Genomic DNA, 22,519 nt, shown 5'->3' with positions numbered 1-22,519 from the left:
TGCATGAGTTAAATTGTCCGACATAAAGCATATACATATTTCAAGACAAGGTGGAGGGGGGAGCCGTATGGGATCGGGGTCAGATTGGATGTTCGATTTTTTCGGCAGCGTTATGCCCGTGTTTTTCATCGTCGTCATCGGGATCATTTTGCTGTCGGCCGGTAAGGGAATCCTGCAATGGAGTCAGAATAACCGACAGCCTTTGCTATCGGTCGATTCCAAAATTGTGAGCAAGCGAACGGAAGTGAAACATACACAGCAGACGGATGATACGATGTCGAGCCGTACTCGTACCACCTATTATCTGACATTCGAAGTGGAGAGCGGAGATCGCATGGAATTTGCCGTAAACGGCGAGGAATTCGGCATGTGCGCGGAAGGGGACGAGGGACTGCTTCGTTTTCAGGGAACCCGGTACTATGGATTCGTCAGGCACCCCAGAGCGCATCTTCATGTGGTCCGGGGTTATGAACAACCTAAATAAGAGGCTGGTTCATTTTATGACGCCTTCTCCTGTGGTATATAATGTAGGAGAAGGAGGAGCTGCCTATGAAATTTCAGGATAAAACGGTGGTGATAACGGGCGCTGCGAACGGGATAGGCCGCGGATTGGCTGAGGCTTATGCGGCTAGCGGAGCTCGAGTGATAGTAAGCGATGTTCATGAAGAGCAGGGCAATCTGGCGGCAAACACCTTGAAGGATCAAGGATTTCATGCCGTCTTCATCCCCTGCGATGTGAGGAAGGAAGAAGAGATTAAACGCCTGATGAACCAAGCGGCCCAATATGGGGGCACCATCGATATCTTAATAAACAACGCAGGGGTCTCCCGATGGAAATCACCATATGAGCTTACGGTGGGAGAATGGGACGACGTAATCAACACGAACGCCAGAAGCTGTTTTTTGGCTACCCGCGAGGCTGCCGCATATATGAAAAAGAGTGGGAATGGCGGGGCTGTCGTCAATATATCCTCCACGCGTTCCATCATGTCCGAGCCGAATTCGGAAGCTTATGCGGCTTCCAAGGGAGCCATCGTTGCGTTGAGCCATGCCATGGCCGTTAGTCTGGGGCCCGATGGAATTCGGGTGAATTGCATAAGTCCGGGCTGGATTGAAACCGGGGATTATGAAGAGCTTCGATCCGAGGACCATAAGCAGCACCCTGCGGGTCGGGTCGGGATTCCGGCCGATATCGCCAAAGCCTGCTTTTATTTTACCGATCCGGAGAATGACTTTGTAACAGGGTCCCATCTGGTGGTGGACGGCGGCATGACCCGCAAAATGATATATGAACCTTAACTTGTTGCGGATAAAATAAAAAAGGATCGTCTCCTCGGGGACGATCCTTTCCTGATTATAACCCGTATTCGAAAAAACAGTGGCGAATATCTCAATATAGCCGCTTGGACTTAACGGACGGTTATAGCCATGGAATCCGTCTTGCCGCTCGTCCGGTCGGTTACGCTGACAACGGCAATTCCGCTTTGATTCGCGCGGGCAACTCCCTGTGCGTTAACGGAGATGATATGGGGGTTGCTGCTGCGATAGCTGAGTTTGTCGAGGGATTCCTTGCGGCCATCGGGGTGAAGAAGTTCAGCCCGAAGCTGCTGCGTTGTCTTGGAAGTCATTAGATCCTTGCCCAGCAGCCGGAGAAAAGGCTGATTTCCATCGAATGCGGCCGTGACATGGAGCGTTTCAACGAATCCGTAACGTTGGTCCTTAACCGAGATCGCAGCGCTTCCCGGAGATATCGCCTTCATCCGTCCGGTTGAACTCACTTGAATGATATCCGGAGCATCGGATGTGTACGTCAGCTCTTCCGCCTGTTCACGCATCCCGCCCGGAAAGCCGTACCAGGCTTCGATCTGTTCCGATTCGCCCAGTTTGAGCTCATCTGAAGCTTCCACGCGCATCACGATCGGGGCTAGCGGGTACACGCCGACTTCGGTGAAGCTATTCCACGGGTTGGCATTATTTCCTTTGCCCAGTATCCGAATGTATCGGGCTGTCGTTTGCTCCACAAGAAAAGTTTCAGGCTGCACAGTCGTGCCGGAAGTCAGCCCATTCTCGTAGATGGTCGACCATTCTTCGCCATCGACGGAGGCAAGAACATCAAACCGGTTTTTACGGGTATCCCCTAAATATATGGCCAGCGAAACAGCGCCCACTGGCTTCAGCTCTCCCAGGTCAAGCTGTACGTATTCCGTACCCGGCGCGGACCAGCGAGTGCTCAGGTTGCCGTCGACGGTATGTTCCGGAATGTTCGCCGATTCGGGAACGGCGCTCGCGGTAACATGCCGTACCTGATATTTTAGATGGTTCGGCGGTTCACCTATGGCCGGATTCCGGGTGAATTTGATGGTATATCTATTGCTCAGATTCGGTTGAGCGTCGTTCTGAATGACGATGGTTGCCGTACCCGGAATCGTATCTGCCTGATCAATGGCCACGGCATGATCGGCTTCGGCCGTCATCACAGGCGGAGAGGGAGCATCAAACGGAAGTCCGACTTCATAATACGTGACTTCTGGACGAAACCCATGGAGCGGCATTCCGTCCATTAATAAACGGTTAGCCATAGGTCGGGCTGCCGGTTCGGGCAGATCGCCGTCAGGTATGGTCCATTCCAGCAGGGGAGTAAACCCCGTCTCCGCTGGAGGTATCGGATCGTTTGCGTATAAAGGAACCATGCGAACGGACAACCGGACATCCTGGACGTGCTCCAGGTGTATGGTCAGCTTGCGCATGCCTTCGTTGCTGGATTGGCCATCCGGATTCGGGGAGGTGGCCAGCGGCGCTGCATCCATGACGGAGAACCGGGCGCCGGCCGGTCCTTCGACCAGCTCAACATACAGCCGCTTATCCAGTTGTGAAAGAATGGCGGCGCGTCCATTCTCCACAATCTCCACGTCCGCTCCGGTGTGCATGAACCAATACAGCTCTGAAGGAAGCTTCAGTTTCATCTCATCCTGGACGACCAGCTCGCGTCTATCGGCGGAGAGTTTCATTCCTCTTAACATCTCGCCCGCGTCTTTCCGGTACAGGTCGGTCATATTTAGAATTGTATAGGCTCCTCTTGGCTTCGATTCCTTTTTTATCGTAACGGCTGTGCCGTAAGGCTCTTGCTGAACAATCGGATTCTGGGCGGGATTGATGACGATGGTATTATGTCCCTCGGTTTTTTTGCGGTAATACGTCCAGCGATTATAATTGTAATCCCAGAAGCCGGGCAAGCTGTAGGATTCGTTCCCCAGATCGGATGCCCACCTTACGCCCAGCGCGTCAAAAACGAAGGTACCGCCATCCAGATCGTTATGGCTTCGCATCGTTTCGTTAACGCCTTTCATGGAAGCAAACAAGGCATAGGGATCATCCCATGCGCTCCGCATGGAGGCCGATTCAATGCCGGTGAAGAAACGATCCAGCTCCGTCGGAACCGTTTCAAACATGCCAGGCTCGTAAAACACCAGATAGAGAGGGTGGAAGTAGCCCTTGCGCTCATACAGATCGCCAATAAACCAGGCGTATTCAGGTTTGTTGAAGAACGAGGCGAACCATAAGGATTCATACATGTTGTAGCTGACGCCGCCATCATAAAAATTGAACACGCCGCCTTCGCCTAGCAAATGATACGGATAAGCGCCCGATGCCTCGTATCCCGGCAGCAGGGACAGCCCAAAATCGGTACCCAGGCTTTTATTCAAGCCTTGAATATACATGGCCAAGTATTGGCCTCCATAATGCCAATAAGCAGGACCTTCCGGCCAAGAACCGTCCACGGTATAGTGACGAAGCGCATATTGCAGCTTCTGAAACGTGCTCTGGATGACTTCCAGCGCCTGATCCTCGGTCTCAGGCTCATCCGCAACGGTTAACGCAAGCAGGCCAAGGCCTCCGTTGTCTACCAGGTTAATGTTATTGTGCTCCCCGTTATGGCGGAATTCACCCCGGTACCAATCGAGCGCGACAGCAAGCGCATGATCTCGAATCGCCGCATTCAATTGGGATCGCTGAGCTTCATTCAAATCGTCGTATATCCAATCGTAGGCCAGCGCAACGGCGAAAGACAATTCGGACAAGGCAAGGATGTTGTTTGTTCTGCCGCCCCAATCGGGGTAGTGCGTCATCGCTTCCAGTTCCTGCCACGCACGTTCGGCATAACGGGATTCGCCGGTCAAGCGATACATGAGCGCGGTCGGAATCAAGCGGTCGCGTAGCATGTAGGCATTGCCGCCATTAGGTTGGTAGGTTAGCGGCGAAGTTGCAAGGACGGGGTCCGCTTGATTTCTCAAGAGTTCCATCCACTCCGTCATATAACGATCTCCGCTTGCCAGCAATTGCTTGGAGCGGTTCAAATCGTCCGTGGATGCGAGAAGGCGCGGATGGGAACGGGCGGATGAGGCATGACCGTGCAGCGATTCCGAAATTCGATCTGCCGTCGGCCCGACAAAGACCAGCATATCGCTTTCCGTACGTCCGCCACGTCCATCTTCAGCCGATACGCGAAAACGGTCGTACCCCAGATAGTTTTCATTAGGAGCATATCGATAAGTACCCTCGGCATCCACTTGAACCGTGCCCTGTGCCGGCGGTGCTTCAAGTTTCCATGCGATCGGATCTCCATCCGGATCCTTCGCTTTCGTGAACTGGCCGGAAAGGGAAGTATTCATCGTCGTATAACCCCATTCCAAATCCAACAGGGGAGCAGCATTCACAGGAGTAACGTGGATCGTGCCCTTTCCGAATTTGGCGCCGCCCGTATCAGCCTGCAGGGCAGCAAACTGGAAGAGGTCCGTACCGCTAAAGCCGCTGTCGGGATAGTAGGTAAAGCTGCCGTTCTCCTTTACGGTAATCTTGCCGTGCGCAGGCTGGGAGACGAGGAGATACGTATGGTCGGCACCGCTGCTGTCGCGCGCGGACAATTGCCCGAGCAAAGCTTGGCCTTGAGCCGTTTCGCCTTCGTAATCGTCCACCAGCAAGGTGTCCGGCGCATTGACGCTGACCGCCATAGAGGCGGTATGAGCACCGTCATAAGTCGCTGCCGTTACGGTTGCAAGTCCTGTGGAAAGGCCGGTTACGTCACCTTGATCCGTCACTTCCACGACTTCCGGATTGGACGGAGACCACTGCAGCTGAGGGGGAGGTGACGAACCTGGCTCATAACGGACGGAAGGTGTTATGGTCTCGCCCGTATTCAGATAGGCCACATCCGGTTCGATCGCGATGGATTGAAGCGGCTCCTCAACCAACACATCGTCGAACCAAGCTTTGCCCGTTCCGGTTTCCAGAAACAGCTCAACGGTCAATAGGGGCGGTGAGGCTGCATTATCCGGAACGGTGAACAGCTTCTCCATATACGTCCAGTCTTGGGTGCCCTTGAGCGTTCCGACATGAACCAGCACATTGCTGGTGCCGGTTCGCTTCATTTGATATCGGATGAGCGCGGCATTGCTGACGGACTCCGTTTTGACCCAGCCGCTGATCCGATACGTTTTCCCGACCTCTACCGGGATGGACTGGGTTATGGCTGCCCGGCTGGACGTTCCTGCGGGACCTTCGATGCTGACCGATTGTTTCCCGGATTTGAATATTCCCGAATCTACTCCCAATATGGGCGAGCCTGTTGGAAGCCACTGTCCCCAATTTGCCGGCTTGATTCCGCCTGACCAGCTGGACCCCGCCTCCGTTGCCTCAAAACCGCTGTTCACAAGCAACCCCTCCTGTACCTGATCTCGTTCGCTCTCTGCCCATGCCAATGGGGGCGGCAAAAAGCCATGAAGCCCCGTAATCAGCACGAGTACAATCAGAGCCATTCGTTTCACATCCATTCCCTCCCGACTGATATCGATTTCCGGCCATGAAACCGGAACACTTCCATCGTAGAGGAAGCCGCTGCGTTCGAGTATGATACAATTTCGTGATGCATTAACATTTTTGAAGAAAACCTGTTCATGTTAAATAAAAACAGTATGATGTAATTAATGTAAGTGCGGAAAGAACACATCTAAAGAATGGAAGGAATGAGGGTATGGGGAAATTGACGACAACCACTGCAAGAAATGAGCGATCCAATCGCGTATCCGTGTTCGTTACGTTGCTCATGTCCTATCTTGTGGTACTGCTGATCCCGGTCATCGTGTTCTGGGGTCTGTATACCCAAATCGAGCGAATTATGATCGAGAATGCCAACAACTCCAACATGGCACTCATCGAACAGGCCAAGCAGGTCGTGGACAGCCGATTGGATGAAATGCATTTGATTTCTCGGAACATTACTTCACATCCGAGACTGGATACGCTGTTAAAGGCAGGATCCCCTCAAACCGGAGCGGAGCATTACAATTACTACACCTTCATGCAGGAAATGCAGCGGTACCGAAACAGCAGCAGTTTTATCACCGATTTTTATGTGTATCTTGATGAGAGCGATACGGTTCTCAGCCCAACCTTAAAAACGACGTCCAGCGTCTTGTTCTCCGATATCTACGGATATGAAAGCTTAACCTTTCAACAATACCAAGCGGATATACTGCGCGGCGTCCATTTCAACCGGTATCTGCCCGTAACGGAGGTCGGCAAAGGCCTGAACCAGAAACGAATGCTCACATATATGCAAACGCTTCCATTCGGCGAGAAAAACAACCCCAAAGGCGCCCTTGTCATACTGATCGACGAAAGGCAGATTACAGGCTTGCTCGAGGAGATCGTGAAAACCAACAACGGAACGATATCCATTAAGGATGCCAGCGGTCAAGTGATTCTTCGTGCCGGTGAAACCGCAGTATCCAATGTGGGTAAAGCTGAGGATAAGCAGGCCGTCATGACGGTATCGTCCAGATCCGCACGCAGCGGGTGGGAGTACGTGTCGGTCGTGCCGGAAAAAGTGTTTATGGAAAAGGTGAATATGGTCAAACGAATGGCCGCAGGCGTTCTCGGCATCTGCCTGGCCGCCGGAGTTGCCGCTTGCGCGTACATGACGTACCGGGCGTATTATCCCCTGCGCGACATTATCCGCTTTATCCGCCAATCCCATCCGGTCAAGGAGGGGAAGGTACGCAACGAATATGATTTCATCAAATCCACGATGGCCGATTCCTTTGGCAAGCAGACGGAAATGAAGGAGCAATTGTCGAGGCAAACGCCGGTGATCCGGTCCAACTTTTTGCAGCGTTTATTGAAGGGAAACGTGGATGCGGCCGATATGTCGGAGCATGCCCTGGAATTCATGGGGATATCGTTTCCGCATCCCGGCTTTGCCGTTGCCCTGATCGAGCTGAGGGATGCCAGCGGGTTCATTCATAACGAACGGGAAAGCGAATGGGCCCTGATCCGCTTTGTCACAGGGAAGGTGGCCGAAGAAATTCATCCCTTTACCGCGTATTCCGTGGATCTGGAGAAGAACCAGGTCGCCATGATTCTGAATATGCCGGAACCTCTGCAGGACAAGGCGGGCGAGCTGTACGATTGGGCGGAACAAGTGAAGCTGGTGATCGAACAGCGCTTCAAGTCCGAGATCACGATCGCGATCAGCGATATCCGTTCGGATCTTGGATGTTTGGCAAGCGGATATACCCAAAGCTTGAAGGCGCTGGAATATTCCATTTTTACGGCCTATAAACCGATTTTATTCTACGATGAAATGAAGCAGAAAACGGGGGTGTATTATGATTTTCCCATTGAGACGGAAATCCAGCTCATCAACGCCATGAAAAGCGGGGATACGGATAAGGCTCAGGATATCATTCAAAGTCTGTACCACAACAACTTCAGCGGTCAATCCATCTCGCCCGAGCTCGGCCGACTCATGTTCGCGAACCTGCTCAGCACGATGTTCAAGCTGCTCAACGCCTTAAATTTGAAATACGAGGACGTATTCGGTCAGGCAGGCAAATCGATCGAGGACATTACCGAGGGCAGCACGGTAGAGGAGCTGTACCGGGAAGTGAAATGGATGTTCGGCCAAGTCTGCCTGTACGTAAGAGACCAGAGAGGCGATTCCTCCTCGCAGCTCCTGGATAAGATAAAAAGCTACATCGCGGAGCATCACGACGATGCCATGATCAGCCTGGCTTCCATTGCCGAGCAATTCGATATCACGCCGCCCTATCTGTCGGCCTTCTTCAAGAAGAACAGCGGGACCAATCTGACCGATTACCTGGCGAAAATTCGGATCGAGCGCTCCAAGGAAATGATGCGGGATGCCAAAAATACGATTTCGCACATCGCCCGTTCCGTCGGTTATACCAGCGATGTCGGTTTTATCCGGGTATTCAAGAAATACGAAGGGATCACCCCGGGAAAATACAAGGAAACCCTGCATTCCCTATCATCAACCTTAAGAAATGATCATCTCAATTCTTAATCGCTGTATATGGATCCAGAAACTGTACGATATACGTTGAAAGCGCTTCAGCATTAATATTTGAGGCAGGGCCGGCATCAACTCGGCCTGAACATTTGGGATGATCATTCATTAGGAAAAAAGGGAGGCGTCGTGATTTGAAAACAAACCGGAAACGTATGACGAGACTGGCCATCTTCATGCTGATTGTGGCTATGATCGCCGGGTGCAGCGGAAAAGGCTCGGGAGCCGAGGATCCTGCCGGCGACAAAGGCAAGGAAGGAACGGGCGTTGCCTCAGGCGGAGAAACGGGGTATCCCGGCCAGCTGACCTATTGGGTATCGCTGAATGCCAACGCATCGGCAACGATGCAGGATATGAACGGCATTGCCGCCTATCAGGAAATGGAGAAATTGACAGGGACCAAGGTTGAGTTCCAGCATCCGCCGGCAGGGCAAGAGGCAGACGCCTTCAACATTATGGTCTCGTCGGGCAACTTGCCGGATGTCGTGGAGTATGGCTGGGCCAACGTATCCGGAGGGCCGGATAAAGCGATATCGGACGGTTCGATCATTCGCCTGAATGAGCTGATTGAAGAGCATGCTCCAAACCTATCGAAACTGCTGAACGAACACCCGGAATACAAAAAGCTGATAACGACGGATGGCGGAAACATTTACGTATTCCCGTTCATCCGCGGAGACGAGTATCTGCTGACCTTTAACGGCCTTATCATCCGCCAGGACTGGCTGGATCAGCTCAACCTGCAAGTGCCGGAAACGATTGACGAGTGGTATGAAGTGTTAAAAGCGATCAAGACCCAGGATCCCAACGGGAACGGTCAGGCGGATGAAATCCCGCTCCTGCTTGATATGGATATGACGGGCATTAACCATGCATTTGTCGGCGCGTGGGGAATTACGACAGGATTTTATCAGGTGGACGGGAAGGTACAGTACGGCCCCATCCAACCGGAATTCAAATCTTATTTGGAGACGATGAGCAAATGGTATGCCGAAGGCCTGATCGATCAGGATTATGCGGCAACGGACGGGACGCTCAAAGATGCCAAAGTGACCAACAATCAAGTGGGTGCCTTCTCCGGATACATGGGCAGCAGCCTCGGCCGCTATTCCGAACTCATGTTAAAAAGCAATCCGGACGTCAGTCTGGTGGGCGCTCCCAACGTTGTGCTAAAGAAGGGGGACACGCCGCTTCTTGGACAGAAGGATTCGCCGTTCAACGGATTTGGGGCGGCTGTGACGAAAGCGAACAAATTCCCGGCGGAAACGGTGAAATGGCTCGATTACAAATATGGGGAAGAAGGGCATATGCTGTTTAATTTCGGGGTTGAGGGAGTCAGCTACGAGATGAAGGACGGGTACCCGACCTATACCGACGAAGTGATGAAGAATCCAGATGGGCTGTCGATCACCCAGGCGTTGTCGAAATACAACCTGGCCAGTTATTCGGGACCTTTCGTTCAGGATCGCCGTTACGTCGAGCAGTATTCCGCGCTTCCTCAGCAAAAAGCGGCCATTGAGACATGGATGAAGGCGGAGAACGACCGTTTAATGCCGATTATTTCGCCGACGGCAGAAGAGAGCACGCGTTATGCCTCGATCATGAACGATATTAATACGTATTACGAAGAGATGGTCAACAAATTCATTATGGGCGTGGAGCCGATCAGCGGCTTTGATCAATTTGTCCAAACGGTGCAGGGAATGGGCATTGAAGAAGCCCTTCAGATTCAGCAGTCTGCGCTGGACCGTTTTAACAGCCGGTAAGTTGTAGAAGCGCATGAAGAGGGAGAAAACGGGCGAGCCGTATCCTTCTTCATGCGGGTTATTTTTCACAGAGGAGGGCATACGGTGCAGCTAAAGGAAGAAACAAAACGCATGACGATACAGAGCAAATCCGAGAGCTTCAGCGCAAGAGCAGCGAAGGACTTTCGCCGGAATTCCACGATCTACCTGATGCTGCTGCCGGTTGTGGCGTTTTATGCCGTGTTTCATTACGGACCGTTATACGGCCTGCAGATTGCGTTCAAGAACTTCTCCGCAGGGCTCGGCATCTGGAATAGCCCATGGGTCGGCTTTCAACATTTCAGCGATTTTTTTAACGGATTTTTCTTTGAGCGGGTCGTTTCCAATACCATTATCCTCGGCGCGTACGATCTTATCTTCGTATTTCCCGCCTCCATCGTGCTGGCCTTGATGCTGAACGAGGTGCGACATCGGATCTTTAAGCGGACCGTACAATCCATTACGTATATTCCCCATTTCATTTCCGTTGTCGTTGTTGTCGGGATGCTGGTTGATTTTTTGGCGGTGGACGGCCTGATCAACCATATCATCACCTACTTCGGCGGCAAGCCGATTTCGTTCATGCGGCTGCCGGAATGGTTCCGCACCATCTATACCTCGTCCGCCATCTGGCAGGGGATTGGCTGGGGCTCCATCATTTATCTGGCAGCGATTTCCAATATTGATCCGTCCCTGTATGAGGCGGCGAAAGTGGACGGTGCCGGCCGCTGGAAGCAGATGCTTCAAATAACGCTCCCTGGCATCCTGCCGACCGTGATCATTCTGCTTATCTTGCGGATCGGTTCCTTTATGGCGCTGCAGGATGAGAAGATCCTGATTATGTACAACCCGGTCATCTACGAGACGGCAGACGTGATCGGGACTTATGTCTACCGCAAGGGAATACTGGAAGCAAGCTACAGCTTCAGCGCCGCTGTCGGCATGTTCAATTCCTTGATTAACTTTGCGCTGCTCATTGGAGCCAATTATCTCAGCAAGCGGTTTACCGACACGAAGCTGTGGTAGAGAGGGGGATCTCATGCGAACTACTAGATCGGTCAGTGAAGTCCTGTTTGATTCTGCGAATGTCATTCTATTGTGTTTGTTATCGATCATAACGTTATATCCGTTTCTCTACGTATTGTTTGCTTCGATCAGCACGCCGGCCGAATTCGTTCAGCACCGGGGCATCCTGCTGTGGCCCAAGGGCTTCTCGCTGGACTCCTATCGTATGGTATTCGAGAACCCGAATATCATCCGAAGTTACCTCAACACGATATTTTATGTAGTCGTCGGCACGACGCTGAACATTCTCATGACGGCTCTCGGAGCCTATGGTTTATCCAGGAAAAACGTGATGTGGAAAGGCGCCATCATGATGCTGATCGTGATGACGATGTTTTTTGACGGCGGGCTCATCCCGAAATACCTGCTCGTGAAAAATATGGGTCTGCTTGATACGTACTGGGCTTTGATTATTCCAAGCGCCATGACGACATGGAACTTGATTATTATGCGAACGGCATTTCAAGGGGTACCCGATGCGCTCGAGGAATCCGCGCGGATCGACGGAGCCACCGACTGGACCATTCTGTTCCGGATCATCATCCCGTTATCGCTGCCGGTCATTGCGGTCATGGTCCTCTTTTACGGGGTGTGGCATTGGAATAAATGGTTTGATGCCCTCATCTATCTAAGGGACCGGGACTTGTTTCCGCTGCAGTTGATCCTGCGCGAGATTCTGATCCAGAACGATACCAGCAGCATGATGACCTCGGTAGGAGGGGGAGATCGGATGCCGGTTGGCGAAACGATTAAGTATGCGACGATTATGGTGGCGACGCTGCCGATCTTGTTTCTGTATCCGTTCTTGCAGAAATATTTCGTGAAGGGCGTCATGATCGGCGCCATCAAAGAATAGGAGGTATGTGAACCATGTGGGAACAGGCCATCATGGATGCGGTTGAAAAGACCAAGAGGAACATCGGTTTATTTCCGATGAAATTCCCTCACATCACGGCGGAGAAGCGATACGAGTGGGGAGAAAGCAATGACTGGATTGAAGGATTCTACACCGGAATGATCTGGCTGTGTTATGAATATACGAAGGACCCGCTGTTTAAGGATACGGCAATCGCTCAATTGGAGGATTACAAGGCGCGGCTGGAGGAGAAGCGGCATCTGGATCATCATGATATCGGATTTCTGTACCTGCCCTCCGCATTGGCCGCGTGGATCGTGGATGAACATGAAGAGGGCAAACAGCTGGCCCTAAAAGCAGCCGACCATCTGATGCTGCGCTGGCGGGAAGAAGGCCAGTATATTCAGGCCTGGGGCCGGAAGGGCGACGAGAAGAACGGCGGCCGCATTATCATCGACTGCATGATGAACATACCGCTGCTGTATTGGGCGTATGACCAAACAGGCGACGAACGCTACAAACGCGTGGCCGTCGCGCACGCGGAGAAGAGCCGCCGTTATTTAATGCGAGGGGATGATTCTTCGTACCATACCTTCTACTTCCAGCCGTCGGACGGGAAGCCCATCGGCGGTGGGACGCACCAAGGATATCACGACGGCTCCACCTGGACGCGCGGGCAAGCATGGGCCATCTACGGATTTGGGCTTTCCTACCGTTATACCCGTGATCCGAAGTATTTGGATACCGCCGTGCGAGCTGCACGCTATTTTATCGAGCATTTGCCGGAAGACCATGTCGCCTATTGGGATTTTGACGTTCCGATCGAAGCGGGTACGCCTCGCGACAGTTCCGCTTCCGCCATCGCCGCATGCGGGATGCTGGAGATCTTGGAGCACCTGGAAGAGGAAGATGGCAATAAAGGGCTATTGACAGACGCCGTCGAGAAGTCCATGATCTCCCTTGTAAACCGTTATTCCACTATCGGTGAAGCTGCCGAGGAAGGCTTGATCAAGCATGGTTCCTATTATGTCAGAGGCGGGATGGGACCGGACGATTACATGATCTGGGGGGATTATTATTATCTCGAGGCCTTGCTGCGACTGACCAAAGGGATACCTGGCTATTGGTACGAGAGAGGATAGTAGAACCGGATCCGTGAACTATAACGGGAACGCCGCAATCTGTGCGGCGTTCCCTTTTTTGTGTAAAATAGGATAGGATCATTGTTCACAATATACTCATTAGCATTGAGAGAACGTCTTTGTTATGATGGGGAAGATTCAAATTTAAGATAAATGGTTTGGAGGAGATAGGCATGTTGAAACATGTGAAAACTTCGGTTCTGCTGACCTTGGGTCTGCTGCTTGTACTGGTGTTCCCGACAGCAACGTGGGCGCATTCCAAGCTGGAATCCAGTACGCCCGCGGCAGACGCCAAGATCACGGAAAGCGTGAAAGAAGTCAATCTGTCATTCAATGAAAATATCGATGAAAATTTAAGCACCCTCAAGGTGAAGAATGCGCAAGGCGAAGAGGTTGAAGTATCGGAAGTCAAGGTTAGCCAGAACACTATGGCTGGAACGCTGGCAGCACCGCTTCCATCCGGTTCATACACGGTGGAATGGAAGATCGTTGGCGGAGATGGACATCCCGTTGACGGAACGTATGCTTTCGAAGTCGATGCACCGGAAGGGGAAGCTGCTCCGGAGACTTCTGCCGACACCGAAGAAACGCCTGCGGATACAGGAAGTACACCGGATGAAACAGCAACGGCGGATGATACAGCCGCAGACAACGCAGATCCGTCGACGGATACGAATCAGCAGGCGGAGAATACGCCGGCTAATGACACATCCGAAGGAAACGGGTCGACCGTGTGGATCGTGATTATCGTCATCGTGGCCGTTGTCGCAGGATACTTTGGAATTAAAGCATCCCGGAAGAGAAAGTAATGTCTTATTATTGGTTAAGCGAGCCGTTTTTATATTTAGCATACGCCATTCTGGCCGGGATCACGGTGTTGTCCCTAGTACCGAAGGCTTATAAGCCGGACATTTCGGTACCGGCCTGGCTCGGCCCAGCGGCGGGGGCAGCCATCATCCTATTCGGCTTTGTGCCGCTGCTGCAAATCATCATGTTTTTCAAGGATGATATCGGATTCTGGCAGTCCTTTAACAGCATCATGTTCAAATTCAGCGAGGGCGAGCGTTATGCCTGGATACTGGTTCTTTCGATCCTATTGGCGGTACTGACCCTGATCGTCCGACGGAAGCCCGGCTCTCCCTTACGCTGGCTCATGCCCGCTGTTCTGTTGGGCATTGCCGTCGCCATGTCTTCGTTCAACCACGCTGCATCCCTGTTCGATGGCGTTGGACAGCTTGCTTTCTTCGCCCATTTCACGGCGATGGCCATATGGACGGGAACGCTGCTGCTTACAGGATGGTTCAGCACGGAACATGATCGCTGGAGTGCGTTTCTCCGATGGTTCCATCCATTAGCCATCGCCTGCGTCATCCTTGTCATCGGATCGGGTCTGTTCCTGATGACAGCCGTGACTCCGGAACCCGTAAACAGCTGGACGTTGTCCTACGGTCAGGCCCTGCTGGTCAAGCATATTCTCATTCTGCCGCTGCTGGTGTTCGCGTTCGTTAACGGTTATCTCGTCAAGCGCAAGCTGCGCAGGGATACAAGCTATCGACCTGCGGCATGGGCACGAAGCGAGGGAATCCTGATCGGGCTGATTTATATCGTCACCGGCTACATGAACCAGCAGCCGGCGCCGCACGAGGTCGTGGATACATTGGCGTCATATGGCCCTGCAGCAACGTTTGTCTGGTTCCATCCCGGGTTTACGATCGGTGAATTGGCCTTTTCGTGGAGCTGGATCGGGATACTCTGCCTGTGCCTTGGGCTTGGTCTCCTCTGGAATGTCGTAAACGTATTTCGCAGGAACCGGGCAGCAGCCGCCGGGCTGTTAAGCGGGTTAGGCGCCGTTGCGCTGATATATTGCGGTTTGATGTTCTCGGTTACCGCGGTTTAATTTGTTTGAAGTGAAAGGTCCTTGCTGTTTAATCAGCAGGGCCTTTTTTTGGTATGGGAGCAATGATAGATGGCTGGATAAAGGTGGTATACTTGGGGGTGAAGATCGAACATGGACCAAATCTTGAACTGGGGGGAAATATGATATGGAAAAAGTGAAATTTATTCGCTTAGCATCTCCTACGGATGCATCCGTACTGGACCGATTAAACGAGGAGTTTAATGGGGTTAGGATGCAGCTGGAGGAAATTAAATGTAGTTTGGAACAAGCGGATGAGATCGTGGCCATCGCTTATTTAGGCGATGATCCTGTAGGATTTGCCTGCGCCCAATCATTTAAGTCCTTTTGTTACCGGGAGCTTGTCGGCGAGATAACGGAAATGTACATTCAGGAGCGGGCAAGAAGGCAGGGTCTGGCAGGAATGCTGCTCGTTTTTCTGGAGGAACAATTGTTCGCGCGCGGGGTGAGCACGGTTAAGGTGCTTACGGGTCATGATAATCGCCATGCCATCGCAGCATATGAGAAATCAGGTTATAAGCGGGAGGATGAAGTGCTTCTGGAGAAAGAGCTGGGGGAATAGGAACGTGATAGCGTCCAGGATATCAGATAAGGGTCAGCGAATAATCGTGCATGTACAAAAGCATGATATCCGAGTTATATAAGGATCATCATGCTTTTATTATATTTGCTGGAGAATCCGGTCAATTATCCATGATGCTGCGTTCCGGAGCGATATTGACCCGGCGTGAGTCCCGTGCTTCGCTTGAATACCGAGTTGAAGGAATGCATGTCCTTGTAACCGACTTTTTCGGCGATCATACTGACTTTGTCTGTCGTGGTTCGCAGCAGCTCGCGGCTCATTCGAATGCGTACGGTCTGCAGATAATGATGCCAGCTCTGGCCGGTATATCTGCGGAACAATCGCTGAAGATGGCGTTCGCTGAAGCCGCTGATCTGCGCAAGACGCGTCAGCGTGAGCTCATGCATGTATTGTCCCTCCACGTATTGAAGGACATCATGAAAAGAGGGATGCGAAGGCTCCGAGGTCATAGGCTGTGAATGCTCGATGGCCCGGCTGAACTCAATGATCAGCTGTAGCAGCAGCGTATGCAAATAGACGGCTGAGCCGCTGATTTGCATGGCATATTGTTCATAGAGGGAGACGAACAGCTTCTCGAAACGGTCATGCCGATCCGTAATGGCCCGGTACCCAAGCGAGCCGTCTTCCATCTGTTTCAATAAGGAGGCTGTCTTCGAATCGGAAGCAAAGGCAATCAGTTTCGGAAGGAGTTTAACGGAGAATATGCAATTGTTCACGATGAGCGGCTTCCCGTTCGAAGAGGTAGGCCGGAATACGTGAGGCATTCCGAGCGGTATATAGAACATATGACCTTTGCGAACCCGCTGCACCGAGTTCTCCATGTGATGGAAGCCTTCTCCCTCAGCAATATACGCAATTTCCAGAAAATCATGGTTATGGTAAGACCCCGTAAAATTCTCCGCGTTACGATTTACATACATCAGGGTGTCATCCCGGAAAAAATAATCTCCGTAATAGGTTTCCATCGGTCGTTTCATCCTGTTTGCTCCTTTTCATAAATCGAGGATGGATGTCCGTTTTACCGCATTAAATTGTCCGTTATCCCCATCATCCTGCTTGGAGGTTCACTTATAATAATAGTTGAAACAGGGACAGAAATGAAAGCGTATATCAAGCCAAGCGGCTAATTCAAACGGATTGTTGAAGCAGCCTTCTTGAAGTGAACGGAGGAATGAGCATGTTCAGCGTAACGGATGTACGATGCGAATATCTTCATCAACCGATAGGTATCGGAGAGCGAAAGCCGCGCATCAGTTGGAGTTTGGCCTCGGACGAAAGAGCCGTCAGCCAAACCGCTTATGAGATTGAGGTTTCCAACGAGAAGGAATTTGCCAAGCCCTGCTGGACATCAGGGAAAACAGCCTCATCGCAGTCGGTTCACGTGGAATTAACGGGGCTGAGCGTAACATCATGTAAGCGCTATTTCTATCGCGTGCGTGCCTGGAACCAAGCCGGGGAATTGACGGAATGGTCCGACACGGCCTACTGGGAGACTGGAAAACTGGAAGGGGAGCCATGGGTCGGACAATGGATATCTGCACCACGATCCTTGCTCCCTGTTGAAGACGGTCACCTCCCGCTGCTCCGCAAGAGCTTCAGCTTAAAGTCGCCCATTACGAAAGCAAGAATATATGTCACGGCGCTGGGCCTTTATGAACTTGAGCTTAACGGACAGAGAGTGGGAGACTGTTATTTCACGCCAGGCTGGACGAGTTACGATCATACGATTCAGACGCAGACCTATGACGTGACCGAGATGCTGAAATCTGGCCAAAACGCGATCGGCGCTTGGCTCGGTAACGGTTGGTACAAGGGACAGCTGGGCTGGGAGGATCGTCACGCGATTTATGGAGATCGATTAGCGCTTCTGCTGGAGCTGCATATGACGTATGCTGACGGCAGCGAAGAAGTGATGGCAACCGATTCAAGCTGGCAGTCGGCCAAAGGCCCGATCACCATGTCGGAGCTATACCATGGCGAAACCTATGATGCGCGCCTCGAACTGGACGGCTTCAGTTCGGCAGGTTATAACTCGGTTGATTGGCATGGCGTGGAAACGATCGACCAAGGTTACGACAAGCTGAAGCCCCAGATCAACGAGCCCGTGAGAGCCGTTCAAACGGTGCGGCCCGTGGAATGTCTGACCACGCCCAAAGGTGAAACCGTCATCGACTTCGGACAGAATTTGGTAGGCTGGGTCCGTTTTAGCGTGTCCGGTGCGGAGGGCACAACGGTGACGCTGCAGCATGCGGAAATCCTGGATGCCGAAGGTAACTTTTATACGGAGAATCTCCGAACCGCTAAACAAACGATTCAATACACGTTAAAAGGCGGCGGGAACGAAATCCATGAACCTCATTTTACGTTCCAAGGCTTCCGATATGTTCGTTTAGACGGTTTCACGGAAGATCAGCTGGACCTCCGGCATTTCGAAGCGGTCGTGCTCCATTCGGATTTCGAAGAAACCGGAACTTTTCAATGTTCGGATCCCATGGTGAATCAATTGCAGAGCAACATTCGATGGGGACTGAAGGGGAATTTCCTCGACGTGCCCACGGATTGCCCGCAGCGTGACGAGCGGCTTGGCTGGACCGGCGATGCCCAGATGTTCATCGGGACGGCGGCCTATCTTGCCAACGTGGCGCCTTTCTTTACGAAATGGCTGTCGGACCTGGCCGCGGAACAGCGCGATGACGGAGCGGTTCCGTTCGTTGTTCCGCATGTGCTCGGCGATGAAGCCTATGCTTCGGCCGCATGGGGAGATGCAGCGGTCATTTGCCCGTGGACGGTGTACGTCAATTTTGGCGATCGACGGATATTGGAGCGTCAATATGAGAGCATGAAGCGCTGGGTCTCCTACATTCAAGCTCAAGGGGAGCATGAATATCTGTGGAATACCGGCTTCCATTTCGGCGATTGGCTGGGACTGGATGCGAAATCCGGGGACTATGTGGGTGCTACGGAACGGGACTTTATCGCTTCGGCGTTTTATGGTTATTCGGTGGAACTGCTTAGGAAAACCGCGGTCGTATTGGGACGAGAACAAGATGCTGCCCTGTATGCCGAGCTTAAAGAAAAGGTTGTCGCTGCATTCCGTAACGAATTCGTGACCCCGTCCGGAAGGCTTGCGGCGTCGACGCAGACCGCGCACGTGCTTGCGCTTATGTTCGGGCTGCTGGATGAGGCGGCGGAAAAACGCGCGGCGGATCGTCTTTATGCATTGCTGGAGGAGAGCCGGTTTCATTTAACGACCGGTTTTGTGGGCACGCCTTATATTAATCATGTGTTAAGCCGGCACGGCATGCACGATGCGGCGTATAAGCTCCTCCTGCAGCAGGACTATCCTTCATGGCTGTATCCGGTGACGAAAGGCGCCACGACGATATGGGAGCATTGGGACGGCATCAAGGAAGACGGCAGCTTCTGGAGCCGCGACATGAATTCATTCAATCATTATGCATACGGAGCCATCGGCGAATGGCTGTATCGTTCGGTTGCCGGCATACAGACCGTGGAGGATGCGCCGGGTTATAAACATATCCGGTTTGCGCCTGTACCGGGCGAAGGCCTGACATGGGCGGAAGGCAAAATCGATACGATGTATGGAACCGTCCGGTCATGCTGGCGGATGGAAGATGATGGCGAGTTTCAGCTGGAAGTGTGCATTCCGCCTAATACGACTGCTGAAATTTGCCTGCCTGGTGTTTTTGACGTTTCAAACGTTAAGGAAGGCAGCACGGTCCCTCTGAACGAAGCGAAGGGGATCCATTCGGCAGTCGATGGCGAAGCGGGTGTTGTGATTCAAGCGGGCTCGGGGGAGTATACGTTCCGTTATGTATACAACCATCCTAAAGCGAAGTAAGGCATGATAGCAGGAGACCAAAGTTCTTTACCGCGACGGACGCGGTAAGGAACTTTTTTTTCGTATCCAGGCACATTTCTGGGCGAATGCACATACGATACAAAGTGATCTTAAGGAAGCGAGGGGAACTCTGTGGCAGTCATCAAAGCGAATTCGAATGATGTGGATCTTCTGGCAAGATTGATCCGCGCAGAGGCAGAAGGCGAAGGTGAGCAGGGCATGCTCATGGTAGGGAATGTCGGGGTGAACCGGATACTGGGTAACTGCCTGGATTTTCGAAACATCCGCAACATGAACGATATGGTATTTCAGAGCCCGGGTGGTTTTGAAGCAACACAGAAAGGCTATTTTTATCAACGGGCCAGGGATCGGGATCGTCAGCTAGCCCAAAGGGTCATTAATGGGGAACGCATATGGCCGGCTAGCAACGCGCTATGGTTTTTCCGCCCGGCAGGGGACTGCCCGGCAACCTGGTACAATCAGCAGAACACAGGCCGATTCAAGGCACACTGCTTCTTCACCCCGACATATGCCGATTGCCCGTCCGTTTTTTGATTTATGTTATACAACCGCTTAGGCGGGAGTTATAAATTAAAGGAGGAAATTACTTATGTACAATCAAGGTGTGCCGCCTGTGAACTTCATGAATGGAGTCCGTTATCCGGGAGTGCCGAACCGCGGGACCGCTGGTTACACGGCAAACGTTCCACCGCAGGTGCCCAGCGGAAGTCCAATGACGCCGGGAGGCACCGTTGTTCCGGCACCGCCGCAATTCGAACAATCTTACGTGGAGAATATCCTTCGATTGAACCTTGGGAAGCAGGCAACGTTTTACATGACGTATGAAAACAATTCGCAATGGAATGCCAAGGTGTTCACGGGCATTATCGAAGCCGCCGGTCGCGATCATATCGTCATCAGCGAACGGACGACAGGGCGCCGGATCATCCTGCTGATGGTGAACCTGGACTATGTCGTGTTTGACGAGCCGCTCAATTACCAATATCCGGGCGTGATCGGCAATCCGCCTCCAACGGCAAGATAAATCTATTTTTGCGAATGCCCCAATAACCTTCGTTTACACCGATGTGAAACGGAGGTTATTTCATTTGGCCTTGGCAGAATATTCAATGGCATGCGTTTTCTAACGACACTCCGCGCGGCCGCATAGTATTATTTTAACATTATGAATGTTTATTCATAGAATCGTTCAATTCATCGGAAAACGAGTGTTAACGGCTGAGAATCAAATTAAAGCTCATAACAACGATGATTAATGTCATAAGACAACGTTTGACTGTGTATCGTAGTACTATATAATTACTTATATAGCTTGAATAAGTCGGAATAAGACAAGGAGATGAGACCATTGGGAAGTTGATGCGTAGTCCGAACACGCTGTTATGCTTGATGGCACCACACATTTTTAATAACCGAAGGAGGTGTTCCTATTCGTCATAGCATGCTGTATGGCGGGTAGGAGATCGATTGAGTGACCCCTTACCGAGTTTGATAAGTTTAACCTTGGTATTGATTCTCGTCCTATTAAACGGATTTTTTGTATCGGCTGAATTGGCTTTTGTTAAAGTGAAGAGCAGCCGGATTGACGCTTTGGTTGAAGAAGGACATAGACGTGCACAATTTGCGCAGAACATACTGAAGAACCTGGACGGATATATATCCGCTTGCCAGTTTGGGATTACCATCGTGTCCATCGGCCTTGGCTGGATCGGCGAGAGAACGATTTCCGCCATGATTACGCCTTGGTTCAACGGAATAGGATGGAGCAACACAGCCGTTCATGCGGTGTCCTTGGTATTAGCCTTCATCTTGATCGCACTCATGCATATCGTATTCGGTGCATTAGCGCCTAAGACGGTGGCCGTACGCAAGGCGGAACAAATCACGCTGCTGTCCGCAGGCCCGCTGCGGGTATTTTACACCATCATGTTCCCGTTTATCTGGTTTGCCAATGGGCTTTCCAATAACGTTCTTCGCATATTCCGGATGAAGCCGGTGGTTGAACGCAATGTCCATACCGAGGAAGAACTGCGGGATATGATGAAAGAGAGCAGCGAGAGCGGATTGATGGATAGCACGGAGATGACACTGGTAGACAACATTTTTGAATTTGCCGATACAACGGCAAGGGAGATCATGATCCCCCGTACAGAAATGATCTGCTTATACAACAATCTATCATTGGAAGAAAATCTGAAGATTGCAAGCGAGGGCATGCGAACCCGTTATCCGATCTGCGACGAAGACAAGGATCATATCATCGGCTTTATTCACATTAAAGATCTGATGCGCGGCTTCGTTGGCGACCAGCTTTCCCTGATTCGCCCGATCATTGCTGTTCCTGAGTCAATCAAGATCAGCGAACTGCTGCGAAGAATGCAGCGGAGCAAGACGCAAATCGCCATTCTTATCGATGAATACGGCGGGACCTCGGGACTCGTGACCCTGGAGGATATTATGGAAGAAATCGTCGGTGAAATTCAAGACGAGTTTGACGAAGAGCGTCCAGGCATTGAAAAGGTGGGGGAGGATGAATACTCCATTGATGGATTGATGCTGATCGATGAAATCAATGACCAATTTGGTCTGAATGTGGATACAGAAGATTACGATACCATCGGTGGATGGCTGTCTGCGCGCCTTGAGGTGCTTCTTCCGCACAAAGGCCAGTCTGTTATATACGAAGACTGTCGCTTTGTGATCGAGGAGACGGAGAATAAACGCATCTCCCGGATACGCCTGATCAGGCAAGAGCAGCAGCTGATACAGGAAGAAGCGGGCGCGTAAACTGGATATTAGAAGAAGCAGCGACATTAAATGTCGCTGCTTCTTTTTATTTGCAGAAAAGTTTCAAAAATTATATCAAACCGTGAAAAAATAGAAACTTTTACGCTAACACGACGTGTTAAAATATGGATGTTCCTAT

At 51.7% G+C, this 22,519-nt stretch carries 16 protein-coding genes; 14 read left to right on the top strand and 2 right to left on the bottom strand.

What is annotated here, in order from left to right; translation table 11 throughout:
* Positions 1 to 67: 67 nt before the first annotated feature.
* Positions 68 to 484 (top strand): DUF2500 domain-containing protein, encoded by a 417-nt coding sequence (locus AC3RCL_RS18120; protein WP_015734745.1) that lies wholly within the window; start codon positions 68 to 70, stop codon positions 482 to 484.
* Between the two features lie 65 nt (positions 485 to 549).
* Positions 550 to 1,299, top strand: a complete 750-nt coding sequence (locus tag AC3RCL_RS18115) for an SDR family NAD(P)-dependent oxidoreductase (RefSeq protein ID WP_486046985.1) — start codon at positions 550 to 552, stop codon at positions 1,297 to 1,299.
* Between the two features lie 110 nt (positions 1,300 to 1,409).
* Here AC3RCL_RS18115 and AC3RCL_RS18110 read toward each other — a convergent pair whose 3' ends face one another.
* Positions 1,410 to 5,828: a cadherin-like domain-containing protein gene (locus AC3RCL_RS18110; protein WP_492531173.1), complete on the bottom strand. Its 4,419-nt coding sequence runs from the start codon at positions 5,826 to 5,828 to the stop codon at positions 1,410 to 1,412.
* Positions 5,829 to 6,028: 200 nt separating this feature from the next.
* Between AC3RCL_RS18110 and AC3RCL_RS18105 the strand changes: the two genes are divergently transcribed.
* The 8 genes from AC3RCL_RS18105 (at position 6,029) to AC3RCL_RS18070 (ending at position 15,689) form a co-directional block, all read left to right on the top strand.
* On the top strand, positions 6,029 to 8,362 hold the full coding sequence (locus AC3RCL_RS18105) for an AraC family transcriptional regulator (RefSeq protein WP_492531171.1): 2,334 nt from the start codon (positions 6,029 to 6,031) through the stop codon (positions 8,360 to 8,362).
* A 137-nt stretch (positions 8,363 to 8,499) separates the two neighbouring features.
* Positions 8,500 to 10,131 (top strand): type 2 periplasmic-binding domain-containing protein, encoded by a 1,632-nt coding sequence (locus tag AC3RCL_RS18100; protein ID WP_492531169.1) that lies wholly within the window; start codon positions 8,500 to 8,502, stop codon positions 10,129 to 10,131.
* A gap of 84 nt (positions 10,132 to 10,215) precedes the next feature.
* The gene (locus AC3RCL_RS18095) at positions 10,216 to 11,175 is read left to right on the top strand and encodes an ABC transporter permease (protein WP_009589453.1); all 960 of its coding nucleotides are present in this window, start codon (positions 10,216 to 10,218) and stop codon (positions 11,173 to 11,175) included.
* Between the two features lie 13 nt (positions 11,176 to 11,188).
* Positions 11,189 to 12,070: a carbohydrate ABC transporter permease gene (locus AC3RCL_RS18090; RefSeq protein WP_036665327.1), complete on the top strand. Its 882-nt coding sequence runs from the start codon at positions 11,189 to 11,191 to the stop codon at positions 12,068 to 12,070.
* A gap of 14 nt (positions 12,071 to 12,084) precedes the next feature.
* Positions 12,085 to 13,212, top strand: a complete 1,128-nt coding sequence (locus tag AC3RCL_RS18085; RefSeq protein WP_492531166.1) for a glycoside hydrolase family 88 protein — start codon at positions 12,085 to 12,087, stop codon at positions 13,210 to 13,212.
* A 173-nt stretch (positions 13,213 to 13,385) separates the two neighbouring features.
* Entirely contained in the window at positions 13,386 to 14,021 is a 636-nt protein-coding gene (locus tag AC3RCL_RS18080; protein WP_277748641.1) for a copper resistance CopC family protein, read from the top strand.
* Positions 14,021 to 15,109 (top strand): copper resistance D family protein, encoded by a 1,089-nt coding sequence (locus tag AC3RCL_RS18075; RefSeq protein WP_492531164.1) that lies wholly within the window; start codon positions 14,021 to 14,023, stop codon positions 15,107 to 15,109. Before AC3RCL_RS18080 ends, AC3RCL_RS18075 begins: the two co-directional genes overlap by 1 nt.
* A gap of 145 nt (positions 15,110 to 15,254) precedes the next feature.
* Positions 15,255 to 15,689: a GNAT family N-acetyltransferase gene (locus tag AC3RCL_RS18070; protein ID WP_492531162.1), complete on the top strand. Its 435-nt coding sequence runs from the start codon at positions 15,255 to 15,257 to the stop codon at positions 15,687 to 15,689.
* A 125-nt stretch (positions 15,690 to 15,814) separates the two neighbouring features.
* On the opposite strand, the gene AC3RCL_RS18065 is transcribed toward AC3RCL_RS18070, so the two are convergent.
* On the bottom strand, positions 15,815 to 16,687 hold the full coding sequence (locus AC3RCL_RS18065) for a helix-turn-helix domain-containing protein (RefSeq protein ID WP_492531160.1): 873 nt from the start codon (positions 16,685 to 16,687) through the stop codon (positions 15,815 to 15,817).
* 200 nt (positions 16,688 to 16,887) lie between these two features.
* On the opposite strand from AC3RCL_RS18065, the gene AC3RCL_RS18060 reads away from it, so the two are divergent.
* The 4 genes from AC3RCL_RS18060 to AC3RCL_RS18045 all read left to right on the top strand — a co-directional run bounded on the left by AC3RCL_RS18060 (position 16,888) and on the right by AC3RCL_RS18045 (position 22,380).
* Positions 16,888 to 19,572 (top strand): family 78 glycoside hydrolase catalytic domain, encoded by a 2,685-nt coding sequence (locus AC3RCL_RS18060; protein ID WP_492531158.1) that lies wholly within the window; start codon positions 16,888 to 16,890, stop codon positions 19,570 to 19,572.
* Between the two features lie 132 nt (positions 19,573 to 19,704).
* Positions 19,705 to 20,127 (top strand): cell wall hydrolase, encoded by a 423-nt coding sequence (locus tag AC3RCL_RS18055; RefSeq protein WP_009589484.1) that lies wholly within the window; start codon positions 19,705 to 19,707, stop codon positions 20,125 to 20,127.
* Between the two features lie 88 nt (positions 20,128 to 20,215).
* Positions 20,216 to 20,617: a spore coat protein GerQ gene (gene gerQ / locus AC3RCL_RS18050; RefSeq protein WP_374705876.1), complete on the top strand. Its 402-nt coding sequence runs from the start codon at positions 20,216 to 20,218 to the stop codon at positions 20,615 to 20,617.
* 443 nt (positions 20,618 to 21,060) lie between these two features.
* Entirely contained in the window at positions 21,061 to 22,380 is a 1,320-nt protein-coding gene (locus tag AC3RCL_RS18045; protein WP_192572301.1) for a hemolysin family protein, read from the top strand.
* Positions 22,381 to 22,519: the final 139 nt, after the last annotated feature.

The organism is Paenibacillus sp. MT86 (assembly GCF_058792535.1).
This window is presented reverse-complemented; position numbering and strand designations above follow the sequence as displayed.